Here is a 26,528-nt window from a genome sequence, read left to right on the forward strand (position 1 = left end):
GGCCGCCGGACTATGCCGGCGGCCGCTGTGGTTCAGACGGATCGAACGGCTCAGCCGACGATCAGCTCGGTCCACTTCTGGTTGATCCAGTCGGCCTTCGACGTATAGAGGTCGTAGCGCGGGATGATCGGATCGATATCCGACGACACGGCTGCGAACTCTTCCGGCTTGAGGTCGAGCACCTCTTTCTTCAGCGTCGGCGTGGTTCCGACCTTGCGCGACATCAGGCCCTGCATCGACGGCTGGCTCATATAGTCGATGAAGGCATGCGCCTCGTCGACCTTGGTCGAGGCGCGCGACAGCACCCAATTGCCGGAATCCTGGATGCCGCCTTCCTTCGGGAAGGTCGAGCGGACATGGAAGCCGTCGGCGACCGCGAGGCCGGTGACGTCGTGATAATACTGGCCCATCGGGATCTCGCCCGACTTCAGCGCCTGCTCGAACTGCGCCTCGTCGCGATACCACAGCCGGACATTCGGCTTGAGCTCGGCGAGCTTTTCGAATGCCTTGTTCAGTCCGTCCTCGGTGTCGAGCGCATTGGTGCCGCCCATGAAGGTCTTTGCCGTCACTTCGAGCAGGAACGAGTTCGAGGCAAGTGCCAGAAGGCCAAGCTTGTCCTCATTGGCCTTGTCCCACAGCGTCTCCCATGAGGTCGGCGCATCTTTGTAGACATCGGTGTTGGAGACCAGCGTGATCCACCAGGCGACGGCGCCGATGCCGGCGACCCGGCCATCCGGATATTTGTTGACGAAGCGCGGCAAGAGGTCGTTGTAGTGCTTGAACTTCGACGTATCGAGCGGCGTCCATAATTCGGTCGACTGGCCCTTCAGCGTCGAGGTCTGCGACATCATCGAAAGGTCGGCCGGCGCCTGGCCTGCCTTGGACGCCTGTTCGAGCTGCACCAGCCAGGCTTCGCCGGTCGGCTCGGCGACCGATTCCACTGCAATGCCGGTGGCCTTGGTAAAATCTGGGAAGACGTGCTCGTCAAAGGATTTCTTGAAATAGCCGCCATAGACGCCGACCTTCAGCGACTTGTCCTGCGCGCGCAGGATCGACGGCATGGCGAGCACGCCGGCTGTAGCGAGGCCCGCACCAAGCACGCCGCGCCGTGTCAGGGATTTTCCGATCAGTCTGTTCATCTGGTTTCTCCTCAGTTGATGCCGTTCCCGGCAGGTTCCCTTCACGCACTGTCGCCCCCTGGCGTCAGTGGGCCGCCGCTCGTTGTTCGAGCGTACGGGCGTATTGCGTCAGTGGAAAGCACATGACGAAGAAGATCAGCGCCACCAGCCCGTAGACCTTGAACGGTTCGAAGGTGGCGTTGTTGATGGCGTTGGAGGTTCTGACCAGCTCCTCGAAGCCGATGATCGAGGTCAGCGCCGTCGATTTGATCAACTGCACCAGGAAGCCGACGATCGGCGCCCTTGTGATCGAGAACGCCTGCGGCAGGATGATCAGCCTGAGCTCCTGCAGGCGGTGCAGGCCGAGGCTGGCGCCGGCATCCCACTGTCCCAGCGGCAGCGCATCGACGCCGCTGCGCCAGATCTCGGCCAGATAGGCGCTGGCGAAGAAGGTCAGGCCGAGCACCGCTGCCGTCCATGGCTCGATGCGCAGGCCGAGCATCGGCAGGCCGAAGAACATCAGGAACAGCTGCATCAACAGCGGCGTTCCCTGGAACAGGGCGATGTAGCCGGAAGCGACCCGCTGGCTCCATTTATTCTCTGCGATCCTGAAGAACAGCACGATCAGCCCGACCAGCGCCCCGCCGACGAAGGCGGCCAGCGACAACAGCACCGTCCAGCGGGCGGCGAGCAGCAGATTGCGAACGATGTCCCAGAGGGTGAATTCGATCATGTGACACCTGCCCCCAATACGCGGCGCCCGCCTGTGACCAGCAGCCGGCGCAAGGCCATGGACAGGACGAGGTAGACCAGGGTCACGACGAAATAGGTTTCGAAGGAGCGGAAGGTGCGGGCTTGCAGCATGTCGGCCTCATAGGTCAGCTCGCGCACGGCGATCTGCGACACCACGGCCGATTCCAGCATCATGATGACGATCTGGCTGGTCAGCGCCGGATAGATCACCTTGAGCGCCTGCGGCAGCACGATCTTGACAAACACCTGGCGTGACCGAAGCCCGAGTGCCAAGGCGGCTTCCGTCTGTCCGCCGGGCACGGCATCGAGACCGGCGCCGACGATTTCAATGGTGTAGGCCGCCATGTTGAGCGTCATTGCCAACATGGCTGCCAGGATCGGATCGAGCCTTATGCCGAGGCTGGGCAGTCCGAAGAAGATGAAGAACAGCTGCACCAGGAACGGCGTGTTGCGCATCACCTCGACATACACCGCGATGGCGCGCTTCACGAATACCGGGCCGTTGCGCCGGCCGGCAGCGCCCATGATGCTGAGCAGCGTGCCCACGAGCGTGGTCACGACGATCAACAGGATCGTCGTGGCCGCGCCGCGCGCGATGTCGCCCACAGCGCCTGGGAGCCAGGCAAAGGCCACGAGAACTCAATCCTTGAGGTTGTCGGGATTGAGCGGCGTCTTCAGCCAGGCCTTCGAGCTCTCATCGAGCTTGCCGTCGGCCAGCATCTTGGCAACCGCATCATTGACCGCCGTCTTCAGCCGGTCCTCTTTCTTGTTGAGGCCGATATGCGAAGGCGAGGTCAGAAGCTGGAACTTCTGCTCCGGCTTCAGCGCGTCCTGCTTGGCCAGCACCTGGGCGCCGACATCATTGCCGACCACCATCAGCTGGGTCTGGCCCGAGATGAAGGCCTGGATGACGGAATTGTAGTTGTCGAAGCGCTTGATGTCGGCCGATGCCGGCGCCGCTTCGGTCAGCGACGTATCCTCCAGCGTGCCGCGATTGACGGCGATCGACTTGTCGGCGAGATCTTCCTTGCCTTTGATCGAAAGCGCTGCCGGACCGATGACGGCGATGTAATAGGGCGCATAGGCGGCGGCGAAATCGATGACCTCCTCGCGCTCCTTGGAATAGCCGACGCTCATCAGGATATCGACGCGCTTGTCGGTGAGATACGGGATGCGGTTCTGGCCGGTGACGCTGACCAGATTGAGCTTCACCTTGAGTGAATCGGCGATCGCCTGCGCGACGTCGACGTCGTAACCCTTGATGCTCATATCGGCGCTGGCCGAGGAGAAGGGCGGAAAGTCGGAGAAGATGCCGACATTGATGGCGCCGGCCTTGGTGATGTCGTCGACGGCGTCGGCATTGGCCTGGGAGGCGAAGCCGAGGCCGGCGAGCATCAGCGCAGCGGCGATGGTTGATTTCATATGGATTGTCATTGGTATTCCCCTTCTGGAAGCTTGTTTGTTTTGGAAACGGCCGCCGGCTCCAGCGCGGCGGCCGCCTTTGCATGTGAAATCCGTCAGGCCCCCTTGCCGGTGATCGCCGGGCTGAACACCATCAGGCTCAGGATCTCGAACAGGACCTGGGCGCCGACATGGGCGGTGTTGGTGGTCGCGTCATATTGCGGCGCCACCTCGACGACATCGCCGCCGACAATGTTGAGGCCTTTCAAGCCGCGCAGCAGTTCGAGCACCTCGCGCGTCGTCAGGCCGCCTATTTCCGGCGTGCCGGTACCCGGCGCGAAGGCCGGATCGACACTGTCGACGTCGAAGGAAATGTAGGTCGGGCCGTCGCCGACTATTCTGCGCGCCTTCTCGATGATGGCCGGAATGCCGAGACCCGTCACCTCTTCGGCATGCACGACCGTCATGCCGGATTCATAGGTGAACTCCCACAGATACTCCGCTGAGCCGCGGATGCCGATCTGGATGGTGCGGGTGGGGTCGAGCACGCCGTCCAGCACCGCGTTGCGGAACGGTCCGCCATGATGGAACTTGGTCATGTCGAACAGCCCGCTTGTGTCGCAATGAGCGTCGATGTGGATCATGCCGACCGGCGCCTTCTTGCCGACCGCCTTCAGGATCGGATGGCTGATCGAGTGGTCGCCTCCGACCGAGAGCGGCAGCACGCCGGCATCGACGATCTGGTTGGTGCGGCGCTCGATATCCTCGTGGCTGATCTCCAGCCGGTAACGGCTGCGGAACGGCGTATCGCCGATGTCGGCGACGCGAAGCTCATGCGTCGGCGCGCATTCCAGCACATGATTGTAGGGGCCTATGCGCTCGATGGCGCGCAGCGCCCTGGGCCCGAAGCGCGAGCCGGGCCGGTTGGTGACGCCGAGATCCATCGGCACGCCGATGATCGCCACCTGCAAATCGCCGAAATCGGGATTGTCGGCTGCGATTTCGCGATAGGGCGCGGCGAGGAAGGTCGGGATGCCGGCATAGGGCGCGAGTCGGGTGCCGCTCTTGGAGAAGATCTTGTCGGCGACCTTGCGGAACTTCGGGTCGAACATCTCGCCGCCATGGCTCTCGCCATATTTGCGGCGCAACGCGTCGAGCTTGCCTCTGTCATAACCCATGTCGGTCTCCTCCTGCCGGGCTGGTGCATGCGGCAGCGTCTGCAAACTGACCATCATCCGGCCGGGTCGCTGTCCCGCTGGCTGCCTGTAGATTTCACGTCATTGATACTGTTGACCTGCCAAAGTGTCCGGCAGCCGCATTGAAAAATCAATTGATATTGTTACGGTGCTGATTGTGAGAAAATCTCACAGAGTATCCGGTTGCTCATGGCCAAGCGTCTGCCCCCCTTGAATCCCTTGCGCGCCTTCGAGGCGACGGCGCGGCATGCCTCGCTGACCAAGGCGGCGAGTGAGCTCAACGTCACCCACGGCGCAATCAGCCACCAGATCAAGGCGCTCGAGCAATCACTCGGCGTAAAACTGTTCGAACGCACCGGACAGCGGGTAAAGCTCACCCCGCACGGCGCCGAATTGCTGCCGGCGGTCTCGACCGCCTTCGACGGCATCGCCGCCGCCACCCAGCGCATGACCAGGCCAGCCAGCGCCGGTACGCTGTCGGTCTCCTGCGTGCCGGCGCTGCTGCTTCTGTGGATGACGCCGCGGCTCGGCAGCTTCATGGCGCAATATCCTGATATCAGGTTGACGCTGATCCCGTCCAACGACCCCAAGGACATCCGCGCCCCACAGGTCGATGTCTGCGTGCTCTATGGCGACGGCAGCTGGACCGATTGCTGGATGCGCAAATGGTCGGGCCTCGAACTGTTCCCGGTGGTCAGCCCGACGCTGATCAACAACCGGCCGCTCCGCATCTGCCGGGATCTTGCTGGCCATGTCATCCTGCATGGCGATGATGGCCGCGAATGGCACACCTGGCTGGCCGCCGCCGATGGGCTCGACCTCGAACGTGGCCGCCGCCACCATCTCGGCGACGCCCGCACCGCGATCGAAGCCGCGGTGCACGGACATGGCGTGGCGCTCGGCGATTCCGTCACCGCCAGCATGCTGCTCGCCAGGGGCCTGCTGGTGGCGCCGTTCAGCCTGTCGGTGCCGGCGGTCGATGATTTCTACGTCGTCTGCCGCAACGAGATGCGTTCGGCGCCTATCGTGCAATTGTTCGTCGACTGGCTGTTTGCCGAAAAGGAACAGGCCGACAGCCGGGCCGACGCGCCGGTGGCCGGCCGCATCAGCAGCCGCCGGAAGCGTCCGGCGCTGCGGGTGGTGGGCGCCAAGAGTTGAGGCTGGACCTGAGCGGCTGCTTTTTGTCGGGCCAGCCCGGAAAGCGGGAGGCGCTTTCAAAAATTCAATGCTAATAAGCTCTTGCCCGGCAATTCCAGGAAAACTGTGCGGCGGTTTCCCGTCCGGAATTGCGTAAGAAAGACGTGAGCAGCGAAGGCGACGGCAGGACATGGCAAGAACCGATATAGCGCGGCGCGTCTACAACCACACCTGGAAGCTGGACCCGATCGTCCGCAGCCTGCTCGACACCGATTTCTACAAGCTTCTGATGCTGCAGATGATCTGGGGCATGTACCCCAAGGTCGACGCCACCTTTTCGCTGATCAACCGCACCACCTCGGTGCGCCTGGCCGACGACATCGACGAAGGCGAATTGCGCGACCAGCTCGACCATGCCCGCACGCTGCGCTTCTCCAAAAAGGAGATGATCTGGCTTGGCGGTAACAATTTCTATGGCCGCAAGCAGATCTTCGAGCCGGAATTCCTCGCCTGGCTGGAAGGTTTTCGGCTGCCCGACTACGAGCTCTCCAAGCGCGACGGTCAGTACGAGCTCTCCTTCAGCGGTCCCTGGATGTACACCACCCTGTGGGAAATCCCGGCGCTGGCGATCATCAATGAGCTTCGTTCCCGCGCCGCCATGCGCGCCTTCGGTCCCTTCGCGCTTGACGTGCTCTATGCACGCGCCAAGGGGAAGATGTGGGCCAAGACCGAACGCTTGAAGGCGCTGCCCGGCATCCGCATCTCCGATTTCGGCACCCGCCGCCGCCATTCCTTCCTGTGGCAGCGCTGGTGCGTCGAGGCGCTCAAAGAAGGTATTGGCGAAGCCTTCACCGGCACCTCCAACGTGCTGCTGGCGATGGACAACGACCTCGAAGCGCTCGGCACCAACGCGCATGAATTGCCGATGGTGTTTGCCGCCCTTGCCAAGTCGGAAAAGGAATTGAAGGAATCGCCCTACAAGGTGCTGCAGGACTGGCAGCGCTATTATGGCGGCAACCTGCTGATCGTGCTGCCCGACGCTTTCGGCACCGCATCCTTCCTGCGCGACGCCCCGGACTGGGTCGCCGACTGGACCGGCTTCCGCCCCGACAGCGCGCCGCCGATCGAAGGCGGCGAAAAAATCATCGACTGGTGGCGCGAGAAGGGCAAGGACCCCAGGCAGAAGCTGCTGATCTTCTCCGACGGTCTCGAGGTCGAAACCATCGAGGAGACCTACAGGCACTTCAAGGGCAAGGTGCGCATGTCCTTCGGCTGGGGCACCAACCTCACCAACGATTTCGAAGGCTGCGCGCCGACCGAAACCAACAGCCTCGATGCGATATCGCTGGTCTGCAAGGTGACGGAGGCCAATGGCAGGCCGGCGGTGAAGCTGTCGGACAATCCGGCGAAAGCGACGGGCGACAAGAAGGAGATCGAGCGCTATCTCCGGATTTTTGGGGCGAAGGACCGCGTGGAGCAGCTGGTCAAGGTTTGAGGGTCGGCGGGTGCCTTGCTGGACGAAATGGAAATCGCGATAGCGTGAGTTCCCGCCCACCCCCCTCTGTCCTGCCGGACATCTCCCCCGCAAGGGGGGAGATTGGCAGCGTCGAGTACCGCGCCTCTTTCTTCACCCTTGAAAGTTGGCGAAAGCCCCGGCGACATCCAATCTCCCCCCTTGCGGGGGATATGGCCGGCAGGCCAGAGGGGGGTGTGAAGGATCGCGTCAGGCTGACATATGTCGCCTGCTCCCCCACCCTCACACTCCTCCCCACCCCTGCCTTCGCCCACGCCTCCGACCGCGGCCACGTCCTCCTCCTCCCGACCGGCTACTACATCGCCGGCGGCGCGCTCGCCGTCGCCGTCAGCTTCCTCGTCCTCGCCCTGCTGCCACCCGCAACCCTCGACCGCTTCTGGCGCCGCCGCCTGCCGCTCTTCCCATTCGCCGACACCGCCCGCATAATCATCAGCCTCATCTCCTTTGCCGGCTTCGCAACCCTCATCGCCGCCGGCCTGTTCGGCAGCCGCGATCCGCTCTCCAATCCGCTGCCCCTGACCATCTGGACGCTGCTCTGGGTCGGCCTTGCCATCGCCCAAGGCCTGTTCGGCGATCTCTGGTCGTGGCTGAACCCATGGTATGGCCCGTGGCGGATCGTAAGCCGCCTGTTCAAGCTTCGTGGCGGTGAGGGACAGGAATCGCGTTTGCCTTCATGGCTCGGCTGCTGGCCGGCCGTTATCCTGTTCTTCGCCTTCGCCTGGTTCGAGCTGATCGACCCGGCGCCCGACGACCCGGCGCGGCTGGCCTATGCCGCCGGCCTCTACTGGTTGCTTACCTTCATCGCCATGCTCGCCTTTGGCTACCGCGATTGGAGCCGGCGCGGCGAATTCCTGACGATCTTTTTCGCCATGGTGGCTCGTTTCGCCATCGTCGAGCGCGATGAACACGGTCGCCTCACTCTCTGCTGGCCGGGCTCAAAACTGCTCGACGCAGCGCCCCTGCCGGCAAGCGGTATGGCCGTCCTGCTGCTCAGCCTGTCATCGGTGTCCTTCGACGGCCTGTCGAAAACCTTCTTCTGGCTCGGCCTGTTCGGCATCAACCCGCTGGAATATCCCGGCCGCACGGCGCTCATCGGCATAAGCAGCTTTGGCCTCGTGCTGACCTTCGTCCTGCTCGCGGCGGCATTCCTGCTGGCCGTCATACTCGGCCAGCGCCTTGCCGGCAGCCGACATTCCCACGGCGAGGCCGCCGGGCTGCTGGTCTGGTCGATCGTACCGATCGCGCTCGCCTATCATGTCGCGCACTATCTGACGGCGCTGCTGGTCGACGGCCAGTATGCGATTGCCGCTTTGTCCGACCCGTTCGCGCTGGGATGGAACCTGTTCGGCGCCGCCGACATGCAGATCGAGGCCGGCCTCGTCGCCGGGTCCCACTCCGCCTGGTGGCTGTGGAACCTGCAGGCCGGCATCATCATCGCCGGGCACATGCTGGCGGTGCTCGTTGCCCATGGACTGGCCTGGCGACTGCACCAGGCGCCATCGCGCGCCGCCCTCAGCCAGTTGCCGCTCAGCATGCTGATGATTGCCTACACGATCTTCGGCCTGTGGTTGCTTGCCACGCCGACGGCCGGATGAGACAAGCTGATCCACATGCCTTTGCGGAAAGCCCGCTTGCAAGCTCTGTGCTTTGGTGATTTAGTTTGTACACATGCAATTTCTGCCCCTCCTGCAAGGGAGTGGCCTTGCCTCGTTACAGACAGTCAAAACTCAAAAACAGGGGAACTGCCGTGACTGACAAGAATGGGTTTTTCGATCTCTCCAAATCCACCCTTAGCCGCCGCACCGCGCTGAAAGGTCTCGCCGCCGGCGCCGGGCTGACGCTCGCGCCCGGCTTCGTCCGCTACAGCCAGGCGCAGAGTTCGGCGCCAATCAAGATCGGCTTCCAGTCGCACCGCACCGGCATCGGCGCCGCCTATGGCCGCTGGTATGAAAAGACCAGTGCCGCCGCGGTCAAGGCGATCAACGACGCCGGCGGCATCAATGGCCGACCTGTCGAACTGGTGATCGAGGATGACGGCACCGATCCCGGCCGTGGCGCCGAGGTGGTCGGCAAGTTCGCCACCCAGCACAAGACCGACATCGTCTTCGGCACGCTGTTCTCGCATGTGGTGATCGGCTCGGCGCCGGCCGCCGGCGAAAACAAGATCCCGTATTTCGTCGTCAGCGAAGGCCACCACGTCGCTTCGACCAAGCTCAACCGCTATGTCTTCCAGCCTGGCATCACCGATGTGAAGAGCCAGATCCAGTCGATGGCGCCATGGATCGCGGCCAATGCCGGCAAGAAGGTGACGCAGATCTTCCCCGATTTCGCCTTCGGCTACGACCATCGCGACTACCTGCCGCCGGCGCTGAAGGCGCAAGGCGCCGAGGTCATCGCCCAGATCGCCATCCCGCCGACAGAGTCATCTTTCACGAAATACTTCCCGCAGATACCCGCCGAGACCGAAGTCATCTACCACGTGATGGTCGGCCCGGCCGTGCTCACCTTCGTCAAGGAACTCGGCGAGTTCTACGGCTCCAATCGGCCGCAACTGTTCGGCTTCATCGATTCGCTCGAAGCCACCGACATAAATAGCCCCGGCCTCGAATTTTTGGACGGCAGCCATTTCTGGGAAGGTTCGCCGCGCTATGCGCAGGCCAATGACTCGGCCGCGCAGAAAGCCTACCGCGCCGCCGTCGGCATCGACGAAAATGGCGCTGCCGTTGGCGACCCCAAGGACGTCTCCACCGCCGCCCACATGTTCGGCTGCTGGGAGACGCTCTATGTCGTCAAGAAGGCGATGGAAGACGCCGGCTACAAGGGCCCGGAAGACCGCGCCAAGCTGGTCGAGGCGACCGAGGCTCTGACCGAATTCGCCGAAGGCCCGGAGCATCCGCAAGGCCCCAAGACCTTCAACGGCAAGATCCACCAGTGTTTTGGCATCCAGAACATCTCCAAGGTCGAAGGCGGCAAGATGAAGGTCGTCCACAAGACCAAGATCGAGGACGGGCTTTACGAGGCCGAAGGGGATTATACGACGCAGGCGCTGTGAGGCGCCTTACCCTCCCCCTTGTGGGGAGGGTCGGCACGCAAGCTTCGCACTTTGCGAAGCTTGCGAGACGGGGTGGGGGTCGCGACGGCCCGTGCCCAACCCCCACCCGACCGCTGCGCGGTCACCCTCCCCACAAGGGGAGGGTAAGGGCGCCCTGAATGCATTTCGGACCCCACCTCCTCCTCGCCGCCCTCGAAGGCCTTGTCACCTCCGCCGTGTTGGCGCTGACGGCGCTTGGGCTGTCGCTGGTGTTCGGCGTCATGCGCGTCGTCAACGTCGCCCATGGCGAGTTCTTCATGCTGGGCGCGGTGCTGGCCTGGGCGATCTCGACGGCGATACCCGGCCATCCCACGCTCGGCTTCCTGGCGGCGCTGGTGATTGCGCCGCTGATCGTCGGCGCCATTGCGCTGGTAGCCGAGCGGCTTGTGCTGCGCCGGCTCAATTACAATCCGGAAGCCACCATCGTCGCCACGATCGGCATGCTTTACATCATCCAGCAGCTGGCGTTGAGCTTCTATGGCCCGGAAGCGCGCCCGGTGGAGCCGCCCTTCAGCTACCGCATCCTTTTGCCCTGGTTCGGCTATTCCGGCTACAAGCTGTCGATCATTGCCGCTTCGGCCCTTCTGCTCATCGCCACCTGGCTGGTGCTGACGCGCACCAAGATCGGCCTCATCATGCGCGCCACCCAATATGACAGCGAGACGGCGCAGGCCTTCGGCATTCCGGTCGACCGCGTCTATGCCGGCGTGTTCGGGCTCGGCGCCATGCTGGCGGCCATCGCCGCCGTGCTGATCGTGCCGATCAGTCAGGCGCATTATCTGATGGGACAGGACCCGCTGCTGTTGTCCTTCATCGTCGTCATCATCGGCGGCCTCGGCTCGCTGCGCGGCACCGTCGTCGCCGCCGTGCTGATCGGCCTGTCCGACGGCATCATCTCGGTGTTCTTTTCGCCGACTTTGGCCAAGATCATCGCCACGCTGCTGGTGGCCATGGTGCTGGTATTCCGGCCGCAGGGCCTGTTCGGGCAGGCGTCGCGATGAGCGAAGCTTCGCCGGCAAAAGCCTATGCTCTGCACATCGGCGCCATCGCGCTGCTGTTCGCCCTGAGCTTCGTCCTGCCGGATTATCATCACGGCCTCGTCGCCCGCATCATGGTGCTGGCGGTGTTCGCCATGGGCTACAACATGCTGTTCGGCTATGTCGGCCTGCTCAGCCTCGGCCACGCCATGTTCTTCGCCGCCGGGCTCTATGGCGCTGGTCTCGCGGTCATCCATCTCGGCTGGAGCGTGCCTTTGGCTTTCCTCGCCGGCATCGCCTGCGGCGCGCTGCTGGCACTGGTGATCGGCCTGCTGGCGCTGCGCACCACCGGCGTCGCCTTCATGATCGTCACCATGATGTTCGCGCAGGTGTTTTACCTCGTCATCCTCTATTTCGCCGCCTGGACCGGCGGCGACCAGGGTCTGGTCGTGCCGCAGCCGGCGCGGGTTCTGGCCTTCGGCGCGACATCGCTCGACCTAACCAACCCGACCGTGCGCTACATGAGCGCGCTGGCGCTGTTCTCGGTCGTGCTGCTGATCACCCTCGCCATCGTCCGCTCCCGCTATGGCCGCGTGCTGGTCGCGGTGCGCGAGAACGAGGAGCGCACGAAAATGCTGGGCTACGACACCTTCTCCAACAAGCTGATCGCCGTCGTCGTCTCCGGCACCATCTGCGCCGCCTCGGGTGCGGCCTATGCGCTGCTGTTCGGCTATGTCGGCTCGAGCTTTGCCTCGGTGCAGTATTCCATCCTGCCGCTGCTCTGGGTGCTGCTCGGCGGCGCCGCCACGACGCTGGGCGCGCTGCTCGGCACGGTGTTCATGTACTATGTCATCGACACCGCCAGCGGCTACACCTCCGCCTATCTCCTGATCGTCGGTATTGCGCTCATCCTGCTGGTGCTGTTTTTCCCCAAAGGCATTCTGGGCACCATCCGCCAGCGCTGGCTCGGGTGGCTCCCATGATGCCGTTGCTGACCACCAAAGGCCTGGCGCGCAGTTTCGGCGGCCTGCGCGCCGTCGACGGTGTCGATTTTCAGCTGATGCCGGGCGAGATCCGCGCCGTCATCGGCCCCAATGGCGCCGGCAAAACCACCTTCGTCAGCCTGGTCAGCGGCCGCATTCAGCCATCGTCCGGCATGATCGTCTTCGACGGCGCCGACATCACCAGCCAGCCGGCCTATCTCAGGGTGCGCCGGGGCATCGCCTACACCTTCCAGATCACCAGCGTCTTCGCCAACCTCTCTGCCTACGATAATGTCGCGTTGCCGGTGCAGCGCACGCTGACCGATGGCCGCTCGAAAGGTGCGGTGCGCAACGGCGTCATGGCCGCGCTGGAACGCACCGGACTTGCCGGCCGCGCCCATATGCCGGCCGGCCAGCTTTCCTACGGCCACCAGCGCCTGCTGGAAGTCGCGATGGGCCTGGCGCTTAAGCCGCGGCTTTTGATCCTCGACGAGCCGACGCAGGGGCTGGCCGACAGCGAGATCGACAATTTCATCGGACTGGTGCGCGAGATTGCCAAGAGCGCCACCGTGCTCCTGATCGAGCACAACATGCCGGTCGTCATGCAGCTGGCCGACCGCATCACGGTCTTCAACGCCGGCAGGATCCTGGCCGAAGGCACGCCCGAACAGGTTCGCGCCAACACACAGGTGCAGGAAGCCTATCTGGGGACGGCGCCATGAGCGAAGCCCCCAAGACTGAGGCCCCCAAGACTGAAGCCCACAAGACTGAAGCGCTGACCATCTCCAGGCTCGATTGCTTCTATGGCGAGGTTCAGGTGCTCTACGAGCTTGATCTCGTGCTCAACAAGGGCGAGGTGCTGTGCCTGTTCGGTCGCAACGGCGCCGGCAAGACGACGGCGCTGAAAGCAATCATGGGGCTGGTTCCGTCGAGCGCCGGCTCGATCCGGCTCGCCGGCAAGGAATTGACAGGCCTGCCGGCGCATGAGGTGCCCAAGGCCGGCGTCGCCTATGTGCCGCAAGGCAGGCGGCTGTTCGCCGAGATGACGGTGGCGGAAAACATCGAGATCGGCCTGATGGCGCGCGGCAAGGGAAGAGCGACGCGCGAGAGCGTGCTCGATCTCTTCCCGCTGCTGCGCCAGCGGCTGCGCCAGCGCTCCGGCACTTTGTCCGGCGGCGAGCAGCAGATGCTGGCCATGGCCCGTGCGCTTTGCCTTGAGCCGCAGGTGCTGTTGCTAGACGAGCCGACGGAGGGGCTGATGCCGTCGATGATCGCCAAGATCCGCGAGACGGTGGTGAAGCTGCGTGAGCTAGGTGTCTCCACCATTCTGGTCGAACAGCGCGTCGACGCCGTGCTGTCCGTCGCCGACCGCGTCTGCTTCATCGAGAACGGCCGCAACCGCGAGACCGTCGATGTCGAGCAATTGCGCGCCGACCCATCGGCAGTCAGGCGCTATGTCGGCGTCGGCTGATCAGCCGAAAAACAGGAACCCGGCGATCAAAAAGATCGGGATCAGCACCAGCCCTGACCATGCCATGTAGCCGAAGAAGCCCGGCATCTTCACACCGCGGTGTCGGGCAATGGCGTAGACCATGAAGTTGGGTGCATTGCCGATATAGGTGTTGGCGCCCATGAACACCGCGCCGGCCGAGATCGCGGCCAGCGTCGAGGCCGCCTCCGTCATCAGGTGCCGCGCGTCGCCGCCTGCGAGTTCGAAAAACACCAGATAGGTCGGCGCATTGTCGAGGAAGGACGACAGCCCGCCGGTCAGCCAGAAATAGGTGAGATCATTCGGCTGGCCGGTGGGTGACGTCACCAGCGCCACCAGCGGCGCCAGCGCGCCGTCATGGCCGGCGCGAAGGATGGCAATGACCGGCACGATGCAGATGAAGATGCCGGCAAACAGTTTCGCCACCTCCGCGATCGGGCCCCAGGTGAAGCCGTTGGCCTCGCGATGGCTCTTGAGTGACACGACAAGCGACAGTCCGGCGAGCCCCAGGATAATGGCGTCGCGCGCCAGGTTCTGCAGTTCGAGGCTGACGCCCAGCACTGAAAAGCTCACGCCCGGCTTCCATGCTGCGGACAGCAGGATGGCCGCGATGACGCCAGCCAGCAGCGGCAGATTGGCCAGGCCGCGAAGGCGCACCTTTGTATCCGGCGTCGGATCCTTGATCTTCGGCGCGCCGCCTTCACGGCGATGCAGCATGATGTCGATGGCCAGGAAGACAAGCAGCACCAAGCCGCCGGTGAACAGCGTCTCGCGCCAGAGGTTCGCCGTCGTCCAGAAGAAGTCGACGCCGCGCAGGAAGCCGACGAACAATGGCGGGTCGCCCAAGGGCGTCAGCGAGCCGCCGATGTTGGACACCAGGAAGATGAAGAAGATGACGACATGGGCGTTGAACTGCCGGTTGTCGTTGGCGCGCAGCATCGGCCGGATCAGGATCATCGAGGCGCCGGTGGTGCCGATCACCGAGGCCAGCATTGCCCCGACGAGCAGCAGCCCGGCATTGACCAGCGGCGTGCCATGGATGTTGCCGGCCACAAGGATGCCGCCCGAAATGGTGTAGAGCGCGAACAGCAGGATAATGAACGACATGTATTCGGTGAGCAGCGTGTGCAGCACGGCTTCGCCGGCTACCGGAACGCCGAATGCAACCATCAGGGGGATGATCGCCAGCGCTGCCCAGCCGGCGGCGATCTTGCCGTAATGATGCTCCCAGACATGGTGGAACAGCAGCGGTCCGGTGGCGATCGACAGCAGCAGGCCGGCGAAAGGCAGCGCCCACGACAGCGACATGGCAGCATCGGGCAGACCGCGGGCCTCGGCCGCGAAGGCCATTTGCGGAGACACAGCGGAAGCGAGTACACCTGCCGCGAAAGCCTTCCCCAACTGTGTGCAGCCCCCTCGATGCGTCACGATCCAGTCACTCCGAGATCGGGTCTTCGAGCCTCACCCCGGCATCGCGCATCCTCTTCAGCATCGCCTCGACCGAACCGTTGAGATCGATGCCGCGGCACGCGTCGAGCCGCACCGTCGTCTTGAAGCCTTGCTTGATCGCGTCGAGGGCCGAGAAGGCGACGCAGAAGTCGGTCGCCAGGCCAACCAGGGTCACGGTGCCGATGCCGCGCTCCTTGAGGTAGCCGGCGAGCCCGGTCGGCGTCTTGTGGTCGTTCTCGAAGAAGGCGGAGTAGCTGTCGATATCAGGGCGAAATCCCTTGCGGATCACCAACTCGGCCTTGGTCCAGGCGAGCCCCGAGTGAAAATCCGAGCCGAGGCTGCCCTGGATGCAATGGTCCGGCCACAGCGTCTGCGGCCCATAGGGCATCTCGATCGCGCTAAAGGGCTGCGCCCCCGGATGGCTGGAGGCAAAGCTCGAATGTCCGGCCGGGTGCCAGTCCTGCGTCAGCACGACATGCTCGGCATGCCGAATCAGATCGTTGACCAGCGGCACGATTTCGTCGCCGCCGGCAACCGCCAGTGCGCCGCCGGGGCAGAAGTCGTTTTGCAGGTCGATGACAACAAGCGCTTCGTCGGCCATGGCGCCTCTCCTCTTCTACGTCTCGAACGGGGGATCGAGTGAAACACGCCGCTGATGCGACCGGATGCTGAAACTTGACCGGATGGCCGCCTGCGTCAACCTCCTACAGCGCCGCGCGTCCCCTTCGGACGCGCAAAGGACGCTGTAGCACTTTACATTGCGCAGGATCCTTTCCGAAAATCGATTCCGATTTTTGGGGATCGTGCGCGGACGTAACAAATGCGTGGCGGCCGGGTTCCCTTAAACTCCGGCTTTGACAATTTCCGCCAGCTTGATATCATTTGCATACGAATGAATTTGGCCTGATCAGACATTGGCGGGGTTCGGGAAGACCCCACCTTTTGAAGGTCCCAATGGGAAGGCCGATTTTTTTGGAAGGCAAAGCGTGATCCGTTACGCGAAACCCACCACGCTCGACGAGGCGCTCGCTCTGCTGGGCGAGGGCGCCTGGCGCGTGCTTGCCGGCGGCACCGATTTCTATCCGGCGCAGGGCGCCAAACCGTTCCGCGACAATGTTCTCGATATTAACGACCTGCACTCGCTGCGCGGCATTGCCGAGACCGAAACCCATTGGGTTTTGGGCGCCCGCACCACCTGGGCCGACCTTGTCCGCCATCCAGTGCCGGCGGCTTTCGATGCGCTGAAGCAGGCCGCGCGCGAAGTGGGCTCCCTGCAGATCCAGAATGTCGCCTCGATCGCCGGCAATCTCTGCAATGCTTCGCCTGCTGCCGATGGCGTTCCGGGACTGCTGGTGCTGGACGCCGAGGTCGAGCTGCGCTCTGCAGCCGCGACGCGTCATCTGCCGCTGCAGGAGTTCATTCTCGGCAACCGCCGCACCGCGCTGCTACCGGGCGAGCTGGTTACCGCCATCCGGGTGCTGAAGCCCAGGGCCACCGGCACGTCGGCCTTCGTCAAGCTCGGTGCGCGGCGCTACCTCGTCATCTCCATCGCCATGGTGGCGGCGCGCCTCGTTGCCGAGAATGGCATGGTCATGGAAGCCGCTGTCGCGGTCGGGTCCTGCTCGGCCGTCGCCAAGCGGCTCGCCGCTGTCGAAGCCGTGCTGGTGGGCAAGCCTGTCGGCCCGGCACTCGCCGATGCTCTCCTGTCCGCGCCGATGGCCGAGCTCTCGCCGATTGCCGACGTGCGCGGCAGCGCCGAATACCGGCTCGACGCAGCGCGCGAGCTTGTCGCCCGCGCCGTGCTGGGAGCTTGCGGGTTGACGAACGACAACAGCATGGTGGCGGCATGAGCCACTCCGAGATGTTTGAAGCTCTGCCCGCCCTCGTGCCGGGCGTCGGCCTCGATCGCGCCGAGATCGCCTTCGCCGTCAATGGCGCCGCCGTCTCGGTCAATGTGCCGCCGCTGCGCCGTCTGTCGCAGGTTTTGCGCGACGAATTGCAGCTGACGGGCACCAAGGTTGGCTGCGATGCCGGCGATTGCGGCGCCTGCACGGTGCTGGTCGACGGCGACGCCGTCTGCGCCTGCCTGATGTCGGCGGCCTCCGCAGCCGGGACGTCCATAACGACCGTCGAAGGCCTCGCCAATGGCCTTCTGTCGGCGCTGCAGGCGTCTTTCCTGGCGCATGGCGCTGCGCAATGCGGCATCTGCACGCCGGCGCTGCTGGTCGCTGCGACGGCGCTGCTGGATGGCACGCCGAATCCGACCGAGACCGAGGTGCAGGATGCGCTGGGTGGCATCCTGTGCCGTTGCACCGGCTACAGAAAGATCATCGCGGCAGTGATGGATGCGGGACGGTTCGAGACGTCGACCGACGGCGCTGCCCCTCATCCGCCTGCCGGCACCTTCACCCCGTATAGTGACGGGGAGAAGGGAAGTGCTCCAGCGCCGACGCTCCCCTCTCCCCGTTCTTCACGGGGAGAGGGTAAGGGTGAGGGGCAGCGCCAACGTCATTCGTTGGAATTCAACTTTGAACGTAGAATGCCAACCACAGGGAATGCTGTAGGCGCCTCCCCGGTCCGGCTCGACGGCGTGCCAAAAGTCACCGGCGCTGAAAAATTCGGCGCCGATGCCTTTCCCGCCGATGCGCTGGCCGTGCTGGTGGTCCGCTCGCCGCATTATCATGCCGGCTTCGCCTTCGGCGACCTGGAGGGCTGGGTGAAGTCGCATCCCGGCATCGTCGGCGTCTTCACCGCCGCCGACATTCCGGGAAAAAACTGTTTCGGCGTCATCGGTCCGTTTGCCGACCAGCCGGCGCTGGCCGAAGGCTTTGCGCGGCTGCGCGGCGAGGCAGTGGCGCTGGTCGCCGGCGAGCGCGAGGCCATGCTCGATCTCGACCTCCAGGATTTCCCGGTCCGCTGGACCGAGCTGCCGCATTTTCTGCAGCCCGGCGACGCGCAGGCAGAAGGGGGGGCGCTCATCCACGCGAACCGCCCGGCCAATTTGTTGACCAAGGGCTTTGTCGAGCGCGGCGACCCCGAGGCGTCGCTTGGCGAGGCTGCCTTCACAGTGTCCGGTGCCATCGACACCTCCTATGTCGAGCACGCCTACATCGAGCCGGAAGCCGGCCATGCCTACATGGACGGCGACACGCTGGTCGTCGTCGCCTGCACCCAGGCTCCCTACATGGACCGCGACGAAACGGCGAAGGTGCTCGGTCTTGCCGTCGACAAGGTGCGCATCGTGCCGACCGCGACCGGCGGCGGCTTCGGCTCGAAACTGGACGTTTCACTGCAGCCGCTCATCGGCCTTGTGGCGCTGAAGACCGGCCGGCCGGCAGCACTGGCCTACACCCGCAACGAATCCATGATGTCGACCACCAAGCGACATCCCGCCGAGATGAAGGCGACCATCGGCGTAGATGCCGAGGGCCATGTCACCGGCATGGTCTTCACAGGCGATTTCAACACCGGCGCCTATGCCAGTTGGGGGCCGACTGTCGCCAACCGCGTGCCGGTGCATGCCTCCGGTCCCTATGCGACGCCGAATTACCGCGCCGAAGGCCGCGCCATCCACACCCACGGGCCGATCTCCGGCGCCTTCCGTGGCTTCGGCGTGCCGCAGGCGACGATCATGCAGGAGACGCTTTACGATGAGCTTGCGGGCAAGCTTGGCATGGACCGGCTCGATTTTCGGCTGAAGAACTGCCTTCGGAACGGATCCGAAACGGTTACCGGACAGCGACTGGAGTCGGGCGTCGGCATTTTCGAGTGCCTCGACTCCTTGCGACCGCATTGGGCTCGCGCGAAGGCCGACGCAGATACATTCAACAATGCCAATACGAGCAAAAAGCGCGGCGTCGGCATCGCGTCCTGCTGGTATGGCTGCGGCAACACCTCGCTGCCCAATCCGTCGACCATAAGGGTCGGTATCTCGCCAGAGGGCGAGGTCATCCTGCACCAGGGCGCCGTCGATATCGGCCAGGGCTCCAACACCGTCATCGCCCAGATCTGCGCCGACGCACTCGGCCTGCCGCTGGAAAAATTCAAGCTGAAGAGCGCCGACACTGCGATCAGCCCCGACGCCGGCAAAACATCGGCCTCGCGCCAGACTTTTGTCACCGGCAAGGCGGCCGAAAAAGCCGGCCGCGCCTTGCGCGAAAAGATCCTGCGCTTTGCCAATGTCTCGGAGAACGCGGCCCTGCAATTGGACGGCCCGGCGATCGTCATTCGTGAGGGCGAAGCCACTCGGCGCATCGATCTCGCCGCGCTCGATGTCGATGCGGACAGTTTCGTCTTTCGCGCCGAGGAGACCTACGATCCGCCGACGCTGCCGCTCGATGCCAAGGGCCAGGGCAAGCCTTACGCCGTCTACGGCTATGGCGCGCAGATCGCCGAACTCGAAGTCGACCTCAAGCTCGGCACGGTGAAGCTCTTGAAAATCACCGCCGCGCACGATGTCGGCAAGGCTATCAACCCGCTGCTGGTCGAAGGCCAGATCGAAGGCGGCATCGCGCAAGGCATCGGCATGGCGCTGATGGAGGAATACATCCCCGGTCGCACCGAGAATTTGCACGACTATCTCATCCCGACCATCGGCGATGTGCCTGAGATCGAGCACATATTGATCGAGGTTCCCGATCCGGAGGGACCGTTCGGCGCCAAGGGCCTGGGCGAGCATGTGCTGATCCCGACCGCACCCGCCATCCTCAACGCCATACGCCACGCCACCGGCGTTCTCATCACCAAGGTTCCGGCGACGCCGACGCGCCTCCGCGCCGCCATCCGCGAAAAAGATGGCATCCGCGACAAGGAGGCACGCCGATGAGCGAGCTTGCCGAACGCTTCGAAACCCACGATCCGGGCGAAAAGCTGGTGGCGGAAAAGATCCGCTGCGATGCCTGTCCGGTGATGTGCTACATCGCCGATGGCCGCACCGGCGCCTGCGACCGCTACGGCAATGTCGGTGGCCGCATCGTGCGTATGGACCCGCTGACCATCCTCGACCATGCGGCAGAGAGCGGCGCCGCGGTCGTGCCCTTCACCGCCGAGGGCGAGCAATGGGACGGCGAACTGGTCAACACCGGCCGCCGCTTCGTCACTGCGATCGGCGCCGGCACCACATATCCCGACTACAAGCCGGCCCCCTTCATCGTCAGCCAGGAGGTCGAGGGGGTCGATCTGGTGACCGTGGTCACCGAAGGCATTTTTTCGTACTGCGGCGTCAAGGTGAAGATCGATACCGACCGCCATTTCGGTCCCGAAACGGCAATCGTGCGCGCGCAAGGCGAGCCGATCGGCCACGTCACGACAGGCGAATACGGTTCGCAGATGCTGTCGCTGGGCGGCGTGCATCATCTGACCGGCGGCTCCAAGGCGGAAGGCCGCGCAACCTGTGACGCGATGCTCAATCTGTGCAACCGCAAGCCTGTCGAACTGACCATCGACGGTGGCGCCACCATCATCGTCGAAGCCGGCAAACCACCTGTCATCGACGGCAAGCAGGAACACCGCATGCGGGTCGGCTGCGGCTCGGCCACCATCGGCATGTTCGCCACGCAATGGCGCGGCCTTGTCGACGAGGTGGTGGTGGTCGACGACCATATCACCGGCGTCGTCTCCGAGCATCAGGCCGGCAAGGTGCTGGGCTGGCAGGATACCGGCATCAAGATCATCGGCCGCCGTTCGACGCCGGGCCGCTATTTCAAGGTTTCCGAGCCCGGCCTCGGCTGGGGCGGCACCTCGATTTCCGACCCGCTGTCGATCCTCGGCGAATGGAACGCCAAGAAGGGCGCCCGCCCCGGCCTGTCGCTGCTGATGGTGTCGACCACCGGCGAGCAGTTCGCCTATTACGAGCTCGACGACGAGTTGAAGCCGGTGGAAAAACCGTTCCCGGAACGGCTGCAGAAGTCGGTCGGCCTGATCGAGGACAATTGCGAGCCGGCGCTCTGCACCGTGCTGTTCGTTGGCGGCGCCGGCGGTTCGCTGCGCGCCGGCGTCACCGAAAACCCGGTCAATCTCACCCGCTCGGTGCAGGGCTTGAATACCTATGTTACCGTTGGCGGCGCGCCGGTCTATGTCTGGCCGGGCGGCGGCATCACGCTGATGGTCGACGTCATGCGCGTGCCGGAAGGCGCCTTCGGCTATGTGCCGACGCCGGCGCTGGTGGCGCCGATCGAATTCACGCTACGCCGCGACGACTATGTCCGGCTGGGCGGCTACGAGGCCGAGATACGCAGCGTCGAGGATATCGTTGCCAAAGGCGGCGAGTATCTCAACCCGCGTCGCGGTTCAGCCGCCGAGGCTCAAAACCCATGGCCGCCGCTGGCGCAATTGCGCCGCGCCGGCTCGAATGGGGCCGGGTGATGCAACGCCCGCAGGTCAACTGGCTGCAGGACGGCAAGCGGCTGCATCTCAACCACGGGCCGATCGACCTGATCGTCCAGGCCTTTGGCGAGGCGGATGAGTGTCGTGCCGCCTACGAGCAGGCGATCGAGCGCTTCCAGACGATCCTGATCGAGTTGGTCGAGGAGCTTCCCGAATTGCGGCTGCCGGCATTTTTCCTGGCGCCGCGCACCTTCGCCGGCCCGACGGCGCGGCGCATGGAAGCAGCCGTCATGCCCTTGGCGGAATGCTTCATCACGCCGATGGCCGCCGTCGCCGGATCGGTAGCCGACGAAATGCTCTCGGCATTGCTTGCCGGTCGCAAGCTCGACCGGGCCTATGTCAACAATGGCGGCGACAGCGCCCTCCATATCGGCAAGGGCCAGTCGATGAACCTGGCGATCGCCGGCACCGGCAACGGCATGGCCGACCGCCTCACCATTCGCTCGGCGGACGGCGTGCGCGGCGTCGCCACCAGCGGCTGGCGCGGCCGTTCGTTCTCGCTTGGCATTGCCGACGCCGTCACCGTGCTGGCCCGCACCGGCGCCGAGGCCGATGCGGCGGCGACACTCATCGCCAACGCCGTCGACCTGCCCGGCAATCCCGCCATCAAGCGCATTGCCGCGCAAGAACTGGCGCCCGACAGCGATCTCGGTGCACGGCTGGTGACACAAGCCGTCGGCATGCTCGTGCGTGGCGATGTGGAGCGGGCGCTGGACAATGGCCTTGCCGTCGCCGAAGATTTTCGCCGGCGCGGCCTGATTGCCGCATCGGCGCTGTTTCTAGGTGGGGAAGCGCGCATCAGTGGTTCCATGGCGCTTGCCGCGCCCAACAAAAATCCAGGGAAGGAAGTTGCCCATGCTTGAGTTTCCGATCCGCAAAATCGCGGTTCTGACCGAAGAGATCTTTCACGATGGCGGGCCGGTCGCTGCTCTGCCGCGCCGCCGCGCTGCAGCCGTGGCCTTGGTGAAGAACCCGTTCGCCGGCCGCTACGTCGAAGAACTGCAGAGCGCCATGGACGATCTGAAGCCGCTCGGCCTGCTGCTCACCGGCAAGCTCATTGCCGCATTGGGCGGCGACATCAAGCAGATCGACGCCTACGGCAAGGGCACCATTGTCGGCTCGTCGGGGGAGCTGGAGCACGGCGCGCTGTGGCACGTTCCTGGCGGCTACGCCATGCGCGAGCGGCTCGGCGACGCCAAGGCGATCGTGCCGTCGGCAACCAAGGTCGGCGCCTTCGGCTCGCGGCTTGACGTGCCGCTCGGCCACACCAACGCTGCCTATGTCCGCAGCCATTTCGACGCCATGGAAGTCGGCATCAGCGACGGGCCGCGTGCCGACGAAATCCTGTTCTGCCTCGCGATGAGCTGCGGCCCGCGCGTGCACGACCGTATGGGCGGCCTCGCGGTTGGCGATATCAAGGCTTGGGACGGCTTGCGATGAGCGGCGGTGACAATCTTCTGAAACTGGTCGAGGCCGAAGAGCCTGACGATCATGACTACCGCCTGCAGGAGCAGGTCGGCTTCATCCTGCGCAAGGCGCATCAGCGCCATGTCTCGATCTTTGCCGCCCAGATCAGCGACCTGACGCCGCCGCAATTCGCAGCGCTCGCCAAATTGCACGATGTCGGCGAGACCTCGCAGAACCAGTTGGGAACGCTGATCGCCATGGATGCGGCGACCGTCAAGGGCGTGATCGATCGGCTGAAGGCGCGTGGCCTGGTCGACCTGACCAAGCATGAGGTCGACAAAAGGCGCCTGCTGGTCAGTCTCACGCCAGAGGGACGCGAGGCGATCGAACGGCTGATCCCGTTGGCCCGCGCCATCACCCAGGAGACACTGGCGCCGCTGACGGCCAAGGAAGCGGCCACGTTTATGCGGCTGCTAGCGAAGTTAGCCTGATTTAGGCCCGCAGCCGAGCGCCTTCAGGATCGAAGAATGGCATCGGCGCCACCACCGCGCGGGTCGGCTTGCCGTCAATGTCGATGCTGAGTTCGGTCCCGATGGCGGTGAACGGCAGCCGCAAATGCGCCGTCGCCAGAACTTTGCCTAAGGAATAGCCGTGATCGCTGTAGGTGACGACGCCGGCATCCTCGCCGTCGGCGAAAACCCTGGCATCCGTCGCGGCCGGCTTGTCACCGTCGAGAATCAGCCCGGTCCAGCGTTCGTCGAGCCCCTTGTCGCGAATTGTGCGCAATGCCTCGCGGCCGATGAACTCGCCCTTGTCGAACTTGATCCAGCGATCGAGCCCGACATGGAAGGGCGTACGGCTCTCGTCCATGTCGATGCCATGCGCCGGATAGGCCTTTTCCAGCCCGAGCGTGAACATGGCCAGCACGCCGTATGGCTTCAGGCCGAAATCGCTACCGGTCCGCATCAGCGCGTCCCAGACGGAAGTGGCCTCGTCCGCCGGCACGAACAGTTCGAAGCCGAGCTCGCCGGTCACCCCGGTGCGTGAGATCAGGACTTTGGTCTCGCCGACGCGCCCTGAAGTGAACGCCCAGCGTTTCAACTCATCGAGATCGGCATCCGAAACCAGTGCTTTCAGCAGCTCGCGTGAACGCGGCCCCTGTATCGTCGGAAAGGCGACGGCCGCCGTGATGTCGGTGACATAGGCCTTTCGCGCTTCAGCATGATGTTGCAGCCAGGGCAGCATCTTCAGCCGGTTGACCGAGCCGGTCACCAGCATGAAATGCTCAGGCGCCAGCCGGAACACGGTGAGGTCGTCCATGATGCCGCCATCGTCGCGGCAGACGGTGGAATAGCGCACCTGGCCGGGGCTCATCGCGGCCGCATCGTTGGCGATTATGTGGTTGACCAGCGCCTCGGCTTCCGCCCCCTTGATGTCCATCTTGCCCATGGTGCTGAGATCCTGCACGCCGACATTCTTGCGCGTGTTCAGATGCTCGTCGGCGATGCCGGAATAAGTTTTGGCCGAGACGAAGTCGCCGCCGACCCGGCCCATCGTGGCGCCGAGGCCAACGATGCTGGTGTAGAAAGGGGAGCGCCGCTCAACCAAGAAACTTCTCCGTCATCTCATGAAAACGGCAGCGCCTGATGGCGCTGCCGAGGTAGGAGCGGTGAAGGGGTTAACTTCCGTAAACGTCGAACGAGAAGTATTTGTCGTTGATTTCCTTGTACTTGCCGTTGGCACGCAGGGCGTCGATGGCGGCATTGAACTTGTCGGCCAGTTCCTTGTTGCCCTTTTGCAGGGCGATGCCGACGCCGGGTCCATGAATGGCCGGATCGGCGGTCAGCGTGCCGAGCAATTTGCAGCAGGCGCCATCGGGCTTCTTCAGCCATTCGGTCAGGATGATCGAGCCATCCATCATCGCGTCGAGCCGGCCATTGGCCATGTCGGTGCGGGCGTCGTCGCCGGTCGGATACGCTTTCACGGTCGAGCCGGAGTATTTCTGCTCGGCGAAATTCTGGTGGATGGTTGCGCTCTGCACGCCCAGCACCTTGCCCTTCAGATCGTCCGGCGATGTGCCGGCGATGGTCGAATCCTTCGGCACGGCGATGGCCGGCGGCGTCTGGTAATATTTGTGGGTGAACTCGACCTTCTCGGCCCGTTCCGGCGTGATGGTGATGTTGATGATGGCGTCGAACTTGCCGGCCTGCAGCGCCGGAATGGAACCATCGAAATCCTGCACGGAGAATTCGCACTCGGCCTTCATCTCGGCACACAGCGCCTTGCCGAGGTCGATGTCGAAGCCGCCCAGCGTGCCGTCCGAATTGGCATAGTTGAAGGGCGGATAGGCGCCCTCGGTCCCGATCCTGAGTTTCTCGGCGGAGGCAGCACCGGTCCCAAGCAGCAGGGCGGCGGAAGCGGCAAGCACGAAACGACCGAAAAGACGCATGTTCCTGATCTCCGTTGACTAAGCAATTCCAGGGAAGGTGTTGGCGGTTTCCCGTCCGGAATTGCGCGAAAACAAGGATAGAAGTCTATGGTCTTTTGCAGGCCCCACGGAGACGGAAACGACATGCTCTGCGGCGATCACGGCGCGGCAAGCCGTCCTTCCCCAGGAATCTTACTGTGATCTAAATTACAGACCGATCATGGACATGGGCGCATGCTCAGCTGGAAGTAGACGGTCGTGGGAGGGACCTGGGGATGGACCAGCAGGAATTCGTGCAGGAAGCCGCGCAGCGGCGCATAGACGACGACATCGCCAAGCGCATCAAGGTTCACCAGGCCAACATCGAGCGGCTCGAAACCGCAAGGGAAAGCGCCGGCAATCTCGAGGCGGCCGTCGCCAACCGGCCGCTGGTGATGCTAGCGCAGGGCGATTCCTGGTTCGACTATCCGCTCACCGGCAACGGCTTTCCGTTCGTCGACACCGACGTGATCGCGCAGCTGCGCCGCATCGGCTCGATGCCGCCGACCATCCTCAACCTTGCCCATCATGGCGATGCGGCGACCGACGAGATGTCGCTGCCCAAGCAGCAGCGCATGATCGCCGCCCTGCGCAACAAGGCCAACTGGCTGGACGGCAAGCCCGATGCCATCCTGTTCTCTGCCGGTGGCAACGACATTGCCGGCGACCAGTTCTGCATCTTCCTCGACTTCAATGACGGCCACGCCCCCGGGCTGAACAAGAACCGCTTCACCAAGGCGCTCGGCATGGTCGAGGCCTGCTATCTCGATTTGTTCGCGCTGCGCGACCGCGTCGCGCCAGGCGTGCCGATCTTTGGCCATTGCTATGATTTCCCGATCCCGAACGGAGCGCATCCGTCCTGTGTCGGCCCGTGGCTGAAACCGTCGCTCGATTTCTGCAACTGGACGGTCGCCAAGGGCACGGTCATCGTTCACGACGCGCTGGCGGCGTTCCGCGATGTGGTAAAGCGCCTGGCCGACGATCCCAACAACAATTTCCATCTGGTCGACACGCAGGGAACGTTGAAGGTGGCCGACTGGGCCAACGAACTGCATCCCGATCCCGCCGGCTTCAAGAAGATCGCGCAAAAATTCGCCGATGCGCTGAAGGCCAAGCTGCAGACCTGACGCGGCTCGGGCGTG

At 64.1% G+C, this 26,528-nt stretch carries 24 protein-coding genes; 15 read left to right on the forward strand and 9 right to left on the reverse strand.

Annotation, left to right across the window (positions count from 1 at the left end; all coding sequences use genetic code 11):
* Window positions 1–50: 50 nt before the first annotated feature.
* From X728_RS143205 to speB, 5 genes are all read right to left on the reverse strand, one after another.
* On the reverse strand, window positions 51–1,130 hold the full coding sequence (locus X728_RS143205) for an extracellular solute-binding protein (RefSeq protein ID WP_031193903.1): 1,080 nt from the start codon (window positions 1,128–1,130) through the stop codon (window positions 51–53).
* A 73-nt stretch (window positions 1,131–1,203) separates the two neighbouring features.
* Window positions 1,204–1,851 carry an amino acid ABC transporter permease gene (locus tag X728_RS143200; protein ID WP_023711356.1) on the reverse strand — a complete coding sequence of 216 codons (648 nt, stop codon included), beginning with the start codon at window positions 1,849–1,851 and terminating at the stop codon, window positions 1,204–1,206.
* Window positions 1,848–2,504, reverse strand: coding sequence for an amino acid ABC transporter permease (locus X728_RS143195; RefSeq protein ID WP_023832552.1), 657 nt, complete (start codon window positions 2,502–2,504; stop codon window positions 1,848–1,850). Before X728_RS143195 ends, X728_RS143200 begins: the two co-directional genes overlap by 4 nt.
* A 6-nt stretch (window positions 2,505–2,510) precedes the next feature.
* A complete protein-coding gene (locus X728_RS143190; RefSeq protein WP_023703697.1) occupies window positions 2,511–3,305 on the reverse strand; it encodes a transporter substrate-binding domain-containing protein in 795 nt (264 codons plus the stop codon).
* Between the two features lie 83 nt (window positions 3,306–3,388).
* Complete coding sequence (speB, locus tag X728_RS143185; RefSeq protein WP_023736903.1) at window positions 3,389–4,450, reverse strand: agmatinase; 1,062 nt, start codon at window positions 4,448–4,450, stop codon at window positions 3,389–3,391.
* Between the two features lie 207 nt (window positions 4,451–4,657).
* Here speB and gcvA point away from each other — a divergent pair, with 207 nt between their 5' ends.
* The 8 genes from gcvA to X728_RS143145 all read left to right on the forward strand — a co-directional run bounded on the left by gcvA (window position 4,658) and on the right by X728_RS143145 (window position 13,661).
* On the forward strand, window positions 4,658–5,626 hold the full coding sequence (gene gcvA, locus X728_RS143180) for a transcriptional regulator GcvA (protein ID WP_023742283.1): 969 nt from the start codon (window positions 4,658–4,660) through the stop codon (window positions 5,624–5,626).
* Window positions 5,627–5,795: 169 nt separating this feature from the next.
* Entirely contained in the window at window positions 5,796–7,100 is a 1,305-nt protein-coding gene (gene pncB / locus X728_RS143175; RefSeq protein ID WP_023683568.1) for a nicotinate phosphoribosyltransferase, read from the forward strand.
* Between the two features lie 191 nt (window positions 7,101–7,291).
* Window positions 7,292–8,734, forward strand: coding sequence for a hypothetical protein (locus tag X728_RS143170; RefSeq protein ID WP_023832553.1), 1,443 nt, complete (start codon window positions 7,292–7,294; stop codon window positions 8,732–8,734).
* A 152-nt stretch (window positions 8,735–8,886) separates the two neighbouring features.
* Window positions 8,887–10,191 carry an ABC transporter substrate-binding protein gene (locus X728_RS143165; protein WP_023832554.1) on the forward strand — a complete coding sequence of 435 codons (1,305 nt, stop codon included), beginning with the start codon at window positions 8,887–8,889 and terminating at the stop codon, window positions 10,189–10,191.
* Window positions 10,192–10,349: 158 nt separating this feature from the next.
* A complete protein-coding gene (locus X728_RS143160) occupies window positions 10,350–11,231 on the forward strand; it encodes a branched-chain amino acid ABC transporter permease (RefSeq protein WP_023671284.1) in 882 nt (293 codons plus the stop codon).
* Entirely contained in the window at window positions 11,228–12,190 is a 963-nt protein-coding gene (locus X728_RS143155; protein WP_023826638.1) for a branched-chain amino acid ABC transporter permease, read from the forward strand. The genes X728_RS143160 and X728_RS143155 overlap by 4 nt, the downstream gene beginning before the upstream one ends.
* A complete protein-coding gene (locus X728_RS143150) occupies window positions 12,187–12,912 on the forward strand; it encodes an ABC transporter ATP-binding protein (RefSeq protein ID WP_023671286.1) in 726 nt (241 codons plus the stop codon). The genes X728_RS143155 and X728_RS143150 overlap by 4 nt, the downstream gene beginning before the upstream one ends.
* Window positions 12,909–13,661, forward strand: coding sequence for an ABC transporter ATP-binding protein (locus X728_RS143145; protein ID WP_023729757.1), 753 nt, complete (start codon window positions 12,909–12,911; stop codon window positions 13,659–13,661). The genes X728_RS143150 and X728_RS143145 overlap by 4 nt, the downstream gene beginning before the upstream one ends.
* Here the strand turns inward: X728_RS143145 and X728_RS143140 are convergent, their stop codons facing one another.
* Window positions 13,662–15,029: a sodium:proton antiporter gene (locus X728_RS143140; RefSeq protein ID WP_050589958.1), complete on the reverse strand. Its 1,368-nt coding sequence runs from the start codon at window positions 15,027–15,029 to the stop codon at window positions 13,662–13,664. It lies immediately after the preceding gene.
* Window positions 15,030–15,114: 85 nt separating this feature from the next.
* Complete coding sequence (gene pncA, locus X728_RS143135) at window positions 15,115–15,729, reverse strand: bifunctional nicotinamidase/pyrazinamidase (protein WP_023832556.1); 615 nt, start codon at window positions 15,727–15,729, stop codon at window positions 15,115–15,117.
* 385 nt (window positions 15,730–16,114) lie between these two features.
* Here pncA and X728_RS143130 point away from each other — a divergent pair, with 385 nt between their 5' ends.
* The 6 genes from X728_RS143130 to X728_RS143105 are packed head-to-tail and all read left to right on the forward strand — an operon-like array spanning window position 16,115 to window position 23,410.
* Window positions 16,115–16,978: a xanthine dehydrogenase family protein subunit M gene (locus X728_RS143130; protein ID WP_023832557.1), complete on the forward strand. Its 864-nt coding sequence runs from the start codon at window positions 16,115–16,117 to the stop codon at window positions 16,976–16,978.
* Window positions 16,979–16,989: 11 nt separating this feature from the next.
* A complete protein-coding gene (locus tag X728_RS143125; RefSeq protein WP_031195779.1) occupies window positions 16,990–19,953 on the forward strand; it encodes a molybdopterin-dependent oxidoreductase in 2,964 nt (987 codons plus the stop codon).
* Complete coding sequence (locus tag X728_RS143120) at window positions 19,950–21,491, forward strand: hypothetical protein (protein WP_023832559.1); 1,542 nt, start codon at window positions 19,950–19,952, stop codon at window positions 21,489–21,491. Before X728_RS143125 ends, X728_RS143120 begins: the two co-directional genes overlap by 4 nt.
* Entirely contained in the window at window positions 21,491–22,375 is an 885-nt protein-coding gene (locus X728_RS143115) for a thiamine biosynthesis protein ApbE (protein WP_023832560.1), read from the forward strand. Before X728_RS143120 ends, X728_RS143115 begins: the two co-directional genes overlap by 1 nt.
* Window positions 22,368–22,952 carry an amino acid synthesis family protein gene (locus tag X728_RS143110; protein WP_023832561.1) on the forward strand — a complete coding sequence of 195 codons (585 nt, stop codon included), beginning with the start codon at window positions 22,368–22,370 and terminating at the stop codon, window positions 22,950–22,952. Before X728_RS143115 ends, X728_RS143110 begins: the two co-directional genes overlap by 8 nt.
* Complete coding sequence (locus tag X728_RS143105) at window positions 22,949–23,410, forward strand: MarR family transcriptional regulator (RefSeq protein ID WP_023711349.1); 462 nt, start codon at window positions 22,949–22,951, stop codon at window positions 23,408–23,410. Before X728_RS143110 ends, X728_RS143105 begins: the two co-directional genes overlap by 4 nt.
* A 1-nt stretch (window position 23,411) precedes the next feature.
* On the opposite strand, the gene X728_RS143100 is transcribed toward X728_RS143105, so the two are convergent.
* Together X728_RS143100 and X728_RS143095 are read right to left on the reverse strand one after the other, a co-directional pair.
* Window positions 23,412–24,527, reverse strand: coding sequence for an aminomethyltransferase family protein (locus X728_RS143100; protein ID WP_023832562.1), 1,116 nt, complete (start codon window positions 24,525–24,527; stop codon window positions 23,412–23,414).
* 70 nt (window positions 24,528–24,597) lie between these two features.
* Entirely contained in the window at window positions 24,598–25,368 is a 771-nt protein-coding gene (locus X728_RS143095) for an ABC transporter substrate-binding protein (protein ID WP_023755444.1), read from the reverse strand.
* Between the two features lie 254 nt (window positions 25,369–25,622).
* Here X728_RS143095 and X728_RS143090 point away from each other — a divergent pair, with 254 nt between their 5' ends.
* Window positions 25,623–26,513: an SGNH/GDSL hydrolase family protein gene (locus tag X728_RS143090; RefSeq protein ID WP_023671297.1), complete on the forward strand. Its 891-nt coding sequence runs from the start codon at window positions 25,623–25,625 to the stop codon at window positions 26,511–26,513.
* Window positions 26,514–26,528 lie beyond the last annotated feature (15 nt).

This window comes from Mesorhizobium sp. L103C119B0 (assembly GCF_000502235.1).
GTDB lineage: Bacteria > Pseudomonadota > Alphaproteobacteria > Rhizobiales > Rhizobiaceae > Mesorhizobium.

Coding starts and splice junctions, on each gene's coding strand:
- X728_RS143200 (WP_023711356.1), bottom strand. CDS start 1,851: ATGATCGAATTCACCCTCTGGGACATCGTTCGCAATCTGCTGCTCGCC.
- X728_RS143190 (WP_023703697.1), bottom strand. CDS start 3,305: ATGACAATCCATATGAAATCAACCATCGCCGCTGCGCTGATGCTCGCC.
- speB (WP_023736903.1), bottom strand. CDS start 4,450: ATGGGTTATGACAGAGGCAAGCTCGACGCGTTGCGCCGCAAATATGGC.
- gcvA (WP_023742283.1), top strand. CDS start 4,658: ATGGCCAAGCGTCTGCCCCCCTTGAATCCCTTGCGCGCCTTCGAGGCG.
- pncB (WP_023683568.1), top strand. CDS start 5,796: ATGGCAAGAACCGATATAGCGCGGCGCGTCTACAACCACACCTGGAAG.
- X728_RS143170 (WP_023832553.1), top strand. CDS start 7,292: ATGGCCGGCAGGCCAGAGGGGGGTGTGAAGGATCGCGTCAGGCTGACA.
- X728_RS143160 (WP_023671284.1), top strand. CDS start 10,350: ATGCATTTCGGACCCCACCTCCTCCTCGCCGCCCTCGAAGGCCTTGTC.
- X728_RS143155 (WP_023826638.1), top strand. CDS start 11,228: ATGAGCGAAGCTTCGCCGGCAAAAGCCTATGCTCTGCACATCGGCGCC.
- X728_RS143150 (WP_023671286.1), top strand. CDS start 12,187: ATGATGCCGTTGCTGACCACCAAAGGCCTGGCGCGCAGTTTCGGCGGC.
- X728_RS143145 (WP_023729757.1), top strand. CDS start 12,909: ATGAGCGAAGCCCCCAAGACTGAGGCCCCCAAGACTGAAGCCCACAAG.
- X728_RS143140 (WP_050589958.1), bottom strand. CDS start 15,029: ATGGCCTTCGCGGCCGAGGCCCGCGGTCTGCCCGATGCTGCCATGTCG.
- pncA (WP_023832556.1), bottom strand. CDS start 15,729: ATGGCCGACGAAGCGCTTGTTGTCATCGACCTGCAAAACGACTTCTGC.
- X728_RS143125 (WP_031195779.1), top strand. CDS start 16,990: ATGTTTGAAGCTCTGCCCGCCCTCGTGCCGGGCGTCGGCCTCGATCGC.
- X728_RS143120 (WP_023832559.1), top strand. CDS start 19,950: ATGAGCGAGCTTGCCGAACGCTTCGAAACCCACGATCCGGGCGAAAAG.
- X728_RS143115 (WP_023832560.1), top strand. CDS start 21,491: ATGCAACGCCCGCAGGTCAACTGGCTGCAGGACGGCAAGCGGCTGCAT.
- X728_RS143110 (WP_023832561.1), top strand. CDS start 22,368: ATGCTTGAGTTTCCGATCCGCAAAATCGCGGTTCTGACCGAAGAGATC.
- X728_RS143105 (WP_023711349.1), top strand. CDS start 22,949: ATGAGCGGCGGTGACAATCTTCTGAAACTGGTCGAGGCCGAAGAGCCT.
- X728_RS143095 (WP_023755444.1), bottom strand. CDS start 25,368: ATGCGTCTTTTCGGTCGTTTCGTGCTTGCCGCTTCCGCCGCCCTGCTG.
- X728_RS143090 (WP_023671297.1), top strand. CDS start 25,623: ATGGACCAGCAGGAATTCGTGCAGGAAGCCGCGCAGCGGCGCATAGAC.